Raw genomic sequence first — 9,337 nt, forward strand, 5'->3', positions numbered from 1 at the left:
CGGCATCAGTACTGCACCTTCTTTTCGACGAAACGGAACTGGATGATGGTCAAGGCGATGACGATCACCATCAGGACCACGGACTGTGCCGCCGAACCACCCAGGTCCAGCGCCTTGAACCCGTCGTAGTACACCTTGTAGACCAGGATGGCGGTATCCCGGCCCGGCCCGCCCTCGGTGGCGGCGTCCACGATGGCGAAGGTGTCGAAGAAGGCGTACACCACGTTGATCACGAACAGGAAGAAAGTGGTAGGCGACAGCAACGGGAACTGGATCGACCAGAAGCGCCGCCAGGGCCTGGCCCCGTCGATGGCGGCGGCCTCGATCAGCGATTTCGGGATGCTCTGCAGGCCGGCCAGGAAGAACAGGAAGTTGTAGGAGATCTGCTTCCAGACGGCCGCGATCACGATCAGCGTCATGGCATGGTCGCTGTCGAGCAGGTGGTTCCACTCGAAACCCAGCCCGCGCAGCGCATAGGAAACGATGCCGATGGAAGGCGCGAACATGAACAGCCACAGCACGCCGGCCACGGCGGGCGCCACGGCGTAGGGCCAGATCAGCAGCGTGCGGTAGACCAGCGTGGCCTTGACGACGCGGTCGGCAAACACCGCCAGCAGCAACGAGATGCCGATGCCCAGGCCCGCCACCAATACCGAGAAGATGGCGGTGGTCTTGAACGAGGCGAGGTAGGACGGGTCGTCCAGGAGGTTGGCGAAGTTCTGAAGACCCACCCATTCGGTCGACAGGCCGAACGCGTCGGACTGCTGGAAAGACTGCAGCAGCGCTTGCGCGGCGGGCCAGAAAAAGAAGATGGCGATCACCGCCACCTGGGGTGCCAGCAGCACCCACGGCAGCCAGGCCGAGCGGAAGACGACGCGTTTTTCAGAAGCCACGGTGTTTCAATCAGAAAACCCCCGTCCGGATCACCGAACGGGGGAGGCGAGAGGATAACGGAGGGCCGCGAGACCCGCCCGGATCGTACTCAGTTGGCTTTCTGGAACCGCTCCAGTTGCTCGTTGCCGCGGCTGACGATGGCGTCCAGCGCTTCCTTGGCCGACTTCTTGCCGGCCCAGACTTGTTCGAGCTCTTCGTCCTCGATGGCACGCACCTGGATGAAGTTGCCCAGGCGGATGCCGCGCGACTTGTCCGTGGTCTTGCGGATCATCTGGTTGACGGCCACATCGGTGCCGGGGTTCTGCTTGTAGAAGCCGGACTTCTCGGTCAGCTCGAACGATGCCAGGGTGATCGGCAGGTAGCCGGTGCGCTGGTGGCTCTTGGCCTGGATCTCCGCGTTGGTGAGGTAGTTGAAGAAAGCCGCCACGCCCTTGTATTCAGCGGGCTTCTTGCCGCCCATGACCCAGAGCGACGCACCACCGATCACGGTGTTTTGCGGCGCGCCGACCACATCCGGGTAGTAGGGCAGGGGTGCGATGCCGAAGTCGAACTTGGCGTTCTTCTTGATGCTCGCGTAGGTCGATGACGAGGCCGTGGCCATGGCGCATTCGCCGGAATAGAAGGATGCGTCGGCCTTGTTGCCCCGTCCACGGTAGACGAAGAGGCCCTGCTTGGCCATGTTGGACAGGTTCTCGATGTGGCGCACGTGCAGCGGGCTGTTGACGGTCAGGCGCGCACTGGTGCCGCCAAAGCCGTTGCCCTTGCTGGCGAACTCGGTGTTGTGCCAGGTGGAGAAGCTCTCGAGCTGCGTCCAGCCCTGCCAGCTGGTGGTGAAGGGGCAGGCCACGCCCGAGGCCTTGAGCTTGGCCGCTGCGAGCACCACCTCCGGCCAGGTCTTGGGCGGCTGGTTGGGATCGAGCCCGGCCTTCTTGAACAGGTCCTTGTTGTAGTTGAACACTGTCGTCGAGCTGTTGAACGGGAAGCTCAGCATCTGGCCGTTGGGTGCGGTGTAGTAACCGACCACGGCCGGGATGTAGGCCTTGGGGTCGAACTTGTAGCCCGCATCGGACAGCACCTTGCCCACGGGCACCACGGCGCCCTTGGCGGCCATCATCGTGGCGGTACCCACCTCGAACACCTGGAGGATGTGAGGCGCGTTGCCGGCGCGGAACGCCGCTACGGCGGCCGGCATGGTCTCGTCGTAGGTGCCCTTGTAGGTAGGAACGATCTTGTAGTCCTTCTGGCTGGCATTGAAGCCATTGGCCAGGTCCAGCACCCAGTCATTCAGGCCGCCGGTCATGGAGTGCCACCACTGGATCTCGGTCTGGGCGTGGGCCGGACCGCTCATGGCGGCAGCAAGCGCCAGGGCGCTGGTGAGGGGGATGAAATGCTTGCGCATGGATGCTCCTTGGATGGGTAACGGTAGCCCGGTAGGGTAGGGTCTTTGTGTGACGAAACGATTGCACCGACGTTTCCCGGGCGTGACAACAGGGGTTTCCATGAGGGGCGCGGGTGTATGTTGCGCTGCGGTACCATCTTGGGCCCACTACTGTCATGCTGGCGACTGCCACACACATGAACGCTCCCACGCCGCTCTCGCTGCTCGCCACCCCCACCGACGATGCGCCGCGTCTGCGCGAGATTCCCTACAACTACACCTCCTTTTCGGACCGTGAGATCGTCCAGCGCCTGCTCGGCGAGCGGGCATGGGGATTGCTCGATGAACTCAGGGGCGAGCGCCGCACCGGCCGGTCGGCGCGCATGTTGTACGAGGTGCTTGGCGATATCTGGGTGGTGCAGCGCAACCCCTACCTGCAGGACGACCTGCTCGACAGCCCGAAACGCCGCCAGCAGCTGGTTGACGCCATGCACCACCGCCTGGGTGAGGTGCAGAAGCGCCGTACCCCGAACGACGATGCGGCGCGCGATGACCTGGTTGCGGAGTTGCTTGCCGCGGCGCGGGCGGCGGTGGATCGGTTTGCACGCGGGTTCGAGGACGTGGCCGCGCTGCGCCAGCGCGCCACGAAAGCGCTGCGCAAGCTCACCGCCAGGGACAACATCAAGTTCGACGGCCTCTCGCGCGTATCGCACGTGACTGACGCGACCGACTGGCGCGTCGAATACCCCTTCGTCGTCCTCACGCCCGACACCGAGGCCGAGATGGCCCGGCTGGTCAAGGGCTGTTTCGAACTTGGCCTGACGATCATCCCTCGGGGGGGCGGCACCGGTTACACCGGCGGCGCGATACCACTGACCTGGAAGAGCGCGGTCATCAACACCGAGAAGCTCGAGGCCATGACCGAGGTGGAATGGGTCAAGGTCCCCGGGCACGAGCAACCGCTGCCCACGGTCTGGACCGAAGCCGGCGTGGTCACCCAGCGCGTGGCCGACGCGGCCGAGCGCGCTGGCCATGTGTTCGCCGTCGACCCCACGTCCGCCGAGGCCTCGTGCATTGGCGGCAACATCGCCATGAATGCCGGCGGCAAGAAGGCCGTGCTCTGGGGCACGGCGCTGGACAACCTGGTGTCGTGGCGCATGGTCACGCCGCAGGCGCAGTGGCTGGAGGTCACGCGGCTGGACCACAACCTGGGCAAGATCCACGACGCCGAGGTGGCCACCTTCGAGCTGAATTACTTCGAAGCCGACGGCAAGACCCCGGTGCGTACCGAGCAGCTCGCCATCCCCGGCAAAACCTTCCGCAAGGAAGGCCTGGGCAAGGACGTGACCGACAAGTTCCTCAGTGGCCTGCCTGGCATTCAGAAGGAAGGTTGCGACGGCCTCATCACCAGCGCGCGCTGGGTGGTGCACCGCATGCCGCAGCACGTTCGCACAGTCTGCCTGGAGTTCTTCGGCAACCCCAGGGACTGCGTGCCGTCGATCGTCGACATCAAGGATTTCATGTTCGGGGAGATGAAGCGACCTGGCGGCGCCATCCTGGCCGGCCTGGAGCACCTCGATGACCGCTACCTGAAAGCTGTCGGCTATGCCACCAAGAGCAAGCGTGGCACCCTGCCCAAGATGGTGCTCGTGGGCGATATCGTGGGCGACGACGCCGATGCGGTTGCGCGGGCCACCAGCGAAGTGATCCGCCTGGCCAATTCGCGCAGCGGCGAGGGTTTTGTCGCCATCAGTGCCGAGGCGCGCAAGAAGTTCTGGCTCGACCGCAAGCGCACGGCGGCCATCAGCAAGCACACCAATGCCTTCAAGATCAACGAGGACGTGGTGATCCCGCTGCCGCGCATGGGCGAGTACACCGAGGGTATCGAGCGCATCAACATCGAGCTCTCGCTGCGCAACAAGATAAAACTGTGCGAGGCGCTGGAAACATTCTTCACGCGGGGTAGCCTGCCACTGGGCAAGACAGACGACGCCAACGACATCCCCAGCGCCGAGCTGCTGGAGGATCGCGTGCAGCAGGCGCTCGCCGTCGTGCGCGAAGTGCGTTCGCAGTGGGCGGGCTGGTTGCGCGACGTGGACACGCTGTTTCCGCAGTTGCAGGACCACCGCCTGCGCGCCAGCTGGAAGACGCAGCTGCGCGCGCCGCTGCAGAACATCTTCACCGGTGCGGCATTCGGCCCGCTGCTGACCGAATGCAACACCATCCACCAGCGCGTGCTCAAGGGCCGAGTCTGGGTGGCCCTGCACATGCATGCGGGCGATGGCAACGTGCACACCAACATCCCGGTCAACAGCGACGACTACGAGATGCTGCAGGCGGCGCACGCCGCGGTGGCGCGCATCATGGTGCTGGCCCGCAGCCTCAATGGCGTGATTTCCGGCGAGCACGGCATCGGCATCACCAAGCTCGAATTCCTCACCGACGAGGAACTGCGGCCGTTCGCAGAGTACAAGAGCCGGGTCGACCCCGAAGGCCGCTTCAACAAGGGCAAGCTGCTGCGCGACTTTGGCGCCCCTGCACTGGCGCAGGACACCAGCCTGCGCAGCGCCGATCTGTCCAGCGCCTACACGCCCAGTTTCGGCCTCATGGGCCATGAATCGCTGATCATGCAGCGCAGCGACATCGGCGCCATTGCCGACAGCGTCAAGGATTGCCTGCGCTGCGGCAAGTGCAAGCCGGTCTGCGCCACCCATGTGCCGCGCGCCAACCTGCTTTATTCGCCGCGCAACAAGATCCTGGCCACCTCGCTGCTGATCGAGGCTTTCCTGTACGAGGAGCAGACCCGCCGCGGCATCAGCATCCGGCACTGGGAAGAGTTCGAGGACGTGGCCGACCACTGCACGGTCTGCCACAAGTGCCTCTCGCCCTGCCCGGTGAAGATCGACTTCGGCGACGTGACGATGAACATGCGCAACCTGCTGCGCAAGATGGGCCAGAAGAGCTTCCGCCCCGGTAACGCGGCCGCCATGTTCTTCCTCAATGCCACCAACCCCGAGACGATCAAGTTCGTGCGAGGTGCCATGGTGGGCGCGGGATTCAAGGCCCAGCGCCTGGCCAACGACCTGCTCAAGCGCGTCGCCCGCAGGCAGACCAGCGCGCCGCCAGCAACCCTCGGTCCGGCCCCTGTCAAGGAACAGGTGATCCATTTCATCAACAAGAAGATGCCCGGCGGTCTGCCCAAGAAGACCGCGCGCGCCCTGTTGGACATCGAGGACAAGGACTACGTGCCCATCATCCGCAACCCGGCGGCCACCACGGCCGAGACCGAGGCGGTGTTCTATTTCCCGGGCTGTGGTTCCGAGCGCCTGTTCAGCCAGGTGGGCCTGGCCACGCAGGCGATGCTGTGGCACGCCGGCGTGCAGACCGTTCTGCCGCCGGGTTACCTGTGCTGCGGCTATCCGCAGCGAGGCAGTGGCCAGTTCGACAAGGCCGAGAAGATGATCACCGACAACCGGGTGCTCTTCCACCGCGTGGCCAACACGCTGAATTACCTGGACATCAAGACCGTGGTGGTGAGCTGCGGCACCTGCTACGACCAGTTGCAGGGTTACGAGTTCGATCAGATCTTCCCCGGCTGCCGCATCATCGACATCCATGAGTACCTGCTCGAGAAGGGCATCACGCTGCCGGCCGGGCAGGGCGGCTACCTGTACCACGACCCCTGCCACACGCCGATGAAGCTGCAGGACCCGATGAAGACCGTCAGGGCACTGGTGGGCGAAAACGTGCTGGAGAGCAAGCGCTGCTGCGGCGAGTCGGGCACGCTGGGCGTGACGCGGCCCGACATCTCCACCCAGGTCCGTTTCCGCAAGGAAGAAGAAATCCAGAACGGTGAGGCCGCGTTGCGCGCCGCCGGCACCGTGGGCGCGCAGGACAACGTGAAGATCCTCACCTCGTGCCCCAGCTGCCTGCAGGGGCTGAGCCGCTATGGCGAGGACCTCAAGTCGGGCCTTCTTGAGGCCGATTACATCGTGGTGGAGATGGCGCGCCAGATTCTGGGCGAACAATGGCTGCCTGAATACGTGGCCAAGGCCAACCAGGGCGGCATCGAGCGCGTGCTGGTCTGACGCCCATAGCCCTCACGGAGACATCATTCATGGCTGGACTCGACAGGAACACCCCGACGCCGCAGTCGATCACGCTGCACCAGCAGTCGCGGTTGCTCGAAATCGGCTTCTCCGATGGCAGCGAATTCCGCATTCCGTTCGAGCTGATGCGGGTGTACTCGCCCTCGGCCGAGGTGCAGGGCCACGGCCCCGGTCAGGAGGTGCTGCAGACCGGCAAGCGCGAGGTGGACATCGTCGCGCTGGAACCGGTGGGCAACTACGCGGTGCAACCCACCTTTTCCGATGGCCACAGCTCCGGCATCTACTCCTGGGACTACCTGCTCTTTCTGGGCTCGAAGCAGGCGGACCTGTGGGCCGACTATTTCGCGCGCCTGCAGGCCGCCGGGGTGGAACGCGACGCGCCCATGCCGGACAAGGGTGGCCAAGCCTGCGGCAGCCACTGAAAAAGGACGACAAGGCCATGGCTTCCACCCATTTCGGATTCAAGACCGTCGACGAAGGCGAGAAGGCGCAGCGCGTGCGCGGCGTGTTCGATTCGGTCGCACCCAGGTACGACGTGATGAACGATCTCATGTCGGCCGGTCTGCACCGCCTGTGGAAGCGCTACACGATCACCGTGGCCAACCCCCAGGCGGGTGACCAGGTGCTCGACATCGCCGGTGGCACCGGCGACCTTTCCCTCGCTTTCGCGCGCAAGGTTGGTCCGACGGGGCGGGTGGTGCACACCGACATCAACGAAGCCATGCTGCGCGAGGGGCGCGCGCGCCTGCTCGACCTGGGTGTGGTGCTGCCGACGATGGTCTGCGACGCCGAGAAGCTCCCGTTTGCCAGCGATTCGTTCGATATCGTGTCGGTGGCGTTCGGCCTGCGCAACATGACGCACAAGGAACTTGCCCTGGCCGAGATGCATCGGACACTCAAACCGGGTGGAAAGTTGCTGGTGCTGGAGTTTTCCCGGGTGGCGAAACCGCTTGAGAAAGCTTATGACTGGTACTCGTTCAATGTGCTGCCCAAACTGGGCAGGCTGGTGGCGGGTGACGAGGCCAGCTACCGCTATCTGGCCGAGTCCATCCGCATGCACCCGGGGCAGGAAGAATTGAGGCAGATGATGCGAGGTGCTGGTTTTGGCCATGTGGATGTGCACAACCTCAGCGCCGGCGTGGTGGCCCTGCATGTGGGCATCAAGTGTTGAGCGACGTTGGATGTCCGGTTTCTGCAATCTGAAGGAGACGATGAAATGAACAAGTTGTGGTCGGTGGTGCTGGTCTGCGCGATGGCGCTGGGCTCGCAGGACCTCTGGGCCAAGCGCCTGGGAGGAGGCCTTTCCTTCGGCAAGCAGTCGGGCAACGTGACGCAGCAGCGCAGCGGCGCGGCGCCCGCGCAGCAGGCCACACCGCAGCAGGCGCCGGCACAGAATGCGGCCGCCCGTCCGGCCACGGCCAGCCCGGCCGCGGCTGCGCCAAAGCGGCCTTGGGGTGCGATGCTGGGGGGGCTGGCAGCGGGCCTTGGTCTTGCCTGGCTGGCCTCCGCACTGGGTTTTGGCGAGGCCTTCGCGCAGTTCCTGCTGTTTGCGCTGCTCGCGGTGGTGATCATGGCGGTCATCGGCATGGTCATGCGCCGGCGCGCCCAGCCTGCCAATCTGGCTTACCAGGGAGCGGGTCATTCGCAGTTCGACCCGGCCACGCCGCGCACCTACCAGCCGCACAACGTTGGCAACGACGCCTCTGCCAGACCCTGGGAACGCAGTGGCCCGGCCGGACTGGACGCCGCCCACCGCCCGGCGTCCCCGGCCGGCGGCGGGTCCTTGATCGGTTCGGCCTTGCAGGGCGGCCAGTCGTGGGGTGTGCCGGCGGGCTTCGACGTCGAGGGTTTCCTCAAGGCATCCAAGGCCAATTTCACCAGCCTGCAGGATGCCTGGGACCGTTCCGACATTCCCGCCCTGCGGGCCATGATGACCGACGACATGCTCGAGCAGATCCGAGGGCAGCTTGCCGAGCGCGAGCAGGTCTCGACAGGCAGCGCGAACAAAACCGAGGTGGTGATGCTGGAAGCCCAGTTGCTCGGCATCGAGGAGCTGGAGGACGAGTACATGGCCAGCGTGGAGTTCTCCGGTCTGATCCGCGAGGAAGGCTCCGCCGGCCCCAACCCGTTCCGTGAGGTCTGGAACATCACCCGACCCCGGGCTGGATCGGGCGGCTGGCTGGTGGCGGGCGTGCAGGCCCTGCAGTAAGCGCCGCGCGCGGCCGTTGCGCCGGGCTTTATCCGTCAAAATCGGGTGGTCATGAAAAATGAACCACCCGATTCTTCTTCCAGGCCCGGTGCTGCGGCTGCGGCCCCCCTGAACTTCCTGCAATCGCTGTTGGGCGCCATTCGGCCACCCGAGTGGGTGGTCGACGAGTTGCAGAACCGCGTGGTGCTGTTCCTCAACCATGTGCTGATGCAGGAAAAGGCCGCCCAGGACCGGCTGCGCCGGCAGAAGGGCAAACCCGTGCGCGTCCAGTGGGGTGACTTCCACCTCACCCTCGCGCCGACCGCCGCCGGCTTGCTTGAGCGTTGCGACCCCGAGGTCCGGCCCGAGCTGAACGTCACCCTGACCCAGACATCGCCCCTGGCACTGGCCCAGGGCGTGCTGGCAGGGCAGAAGCCCGGTGTGGACATCCAGGGCGACGTGCAACTCGCGGCCGAGGTGGCCTGGCTGGTGGACAACGTGCGCTGGGACGTGGAGGAAGACCTTTCCCGTGTGGTGGGAGACGCCACGGCCCACACGCTGTCGCGGTTTGCCCGCGCGGCGGGCCAGGCCGTGAAGGCCTTTGCCGAACGTCTGCCTGAGGGCTTTTCCCCCCGCGCGCCCACCGCTGGCGCATCGACCGACCCGACGGCCACGACACCGCCCTCGCACGGACCCGCCGCATGAGCCGGCTCTTTCGCGGTGTCTACATCGTCTGGGTGGTGTTGCGCTACGGCCTGGACGAGCTGG

General features: G+C 65.3%; 7 protein-coding genes. 5 read left to right on the forward strand and 2 right to left on the reverse strand.

Translation table 11 applies throughout. The features are described 5' to 3' along the window. Positions 1-5 precede the first annotated feature (5 nt). Both ugpA and ugpB read right to left on the reverse strand, forming a co-directional pair. Positions 6-893, reverse strand: a complete 888-nt coding sequence (gene ugpA, locus K5880_RS15575) for a sn-glycerol-3-phosphate ABC transporter permease UgpA (protein ID WP_297654152.1) — start codon at positions 891-893, stop codon at positions 6-8. A gap of 89 nt (positions 894-982) precedes the next feature. Then, entirely contained in the window at positions 983-2,293 is a 1,311-nt protein-coding gene (gene ugpB, locus K5880_RS15580) for a sn-glycerol-3-phosphate ABC transporter substrate-binding protein UgpB (RefSeq protein ID WP_297654155.1), read from the reverse strand. Between the two features lie 176 nt (positions 2,294-2,469). On the opposite strand from ugpB, the gene K5880_RS15585 reads away from it, so the two are divergent. Genes K5880_RS15585 through K5880_RS15605 form a run of 5 tightly spaced genes read left to right on the forward strand, consistent with a single transcriptional unit; the run spans position 2,470 to position 9,274 of the window. After that, a complete protein-coding gene (locus K5880_RS15585; RefSeq protein ID WP_297654158.1) occupies positions 2,470-6,360 on the forward strand; it encodes an FAD/FMN-binding oxidoreductase in 3,891 nt (1,296 codons plus the stop codon). Between the two features lie 29 nt (positions 6,361-6,389). Further along, positions 6,390-6,803, forward strand: a complete 414-nt coding sequence (locus tag K5880_RS15590; RefSeq protein ID WP_297654161.1) for a DUF971 domain-containing protein — start codon at positions 6,390-6,392, stop codon at positions 6,801-6,803. Between the two features lie 17 nt (positions 6,804-6,820). Further along, positions 6,821-7,552, forward strand: a complete 732-nt coding sequence (gene ubiE / locus K5880_RS15595; protein ID WP_297654164.1) for a bifunctional demethylmenaquinone methyltransferase/2-methoxy-6-polyprenyl-1,4-benzoquinol methylase UbiE — start codon at positions 6,821-6,823, stop codon at positions 7,550-7,552. A 45-nt stretch (positions 7,553-7,597) separates the two neighbouring features. Further along, positions 7,598-8,590, forward strand: a complete 993-nt coding sequence (locus tag K5880_RS15600; RefSeq protein WP_297654167.1) for a Tim44 domain-containing protein — start codon at positions 7,598-7,600, stop codon at positions 8,588-8,590. A 51-nt stretch (positions 8,591-8,641) separates the two neighbouring features. Then, positions 8,642-9,274, forward strand: coding sequence for a hypothetical protein (locus K5880_RS15605; RefSeq protein ID WP_297654170.1), 633 nt, complete (start codon positions 8,642-8,644; stop codon positions 9,272-9,274). Positions 9,275-9,337 lie beyond the last annotated feature (63 nt).

Source organism: Hydrogenophaga sp., assembly GCF_025699295.1.
Classification (GTDB): domain Bacteria; phylum Pseudomonadota; class Gammaproteobacteria; order Burkholderiales; family Burkholderiaceae_C; genus Hydrogenophaga.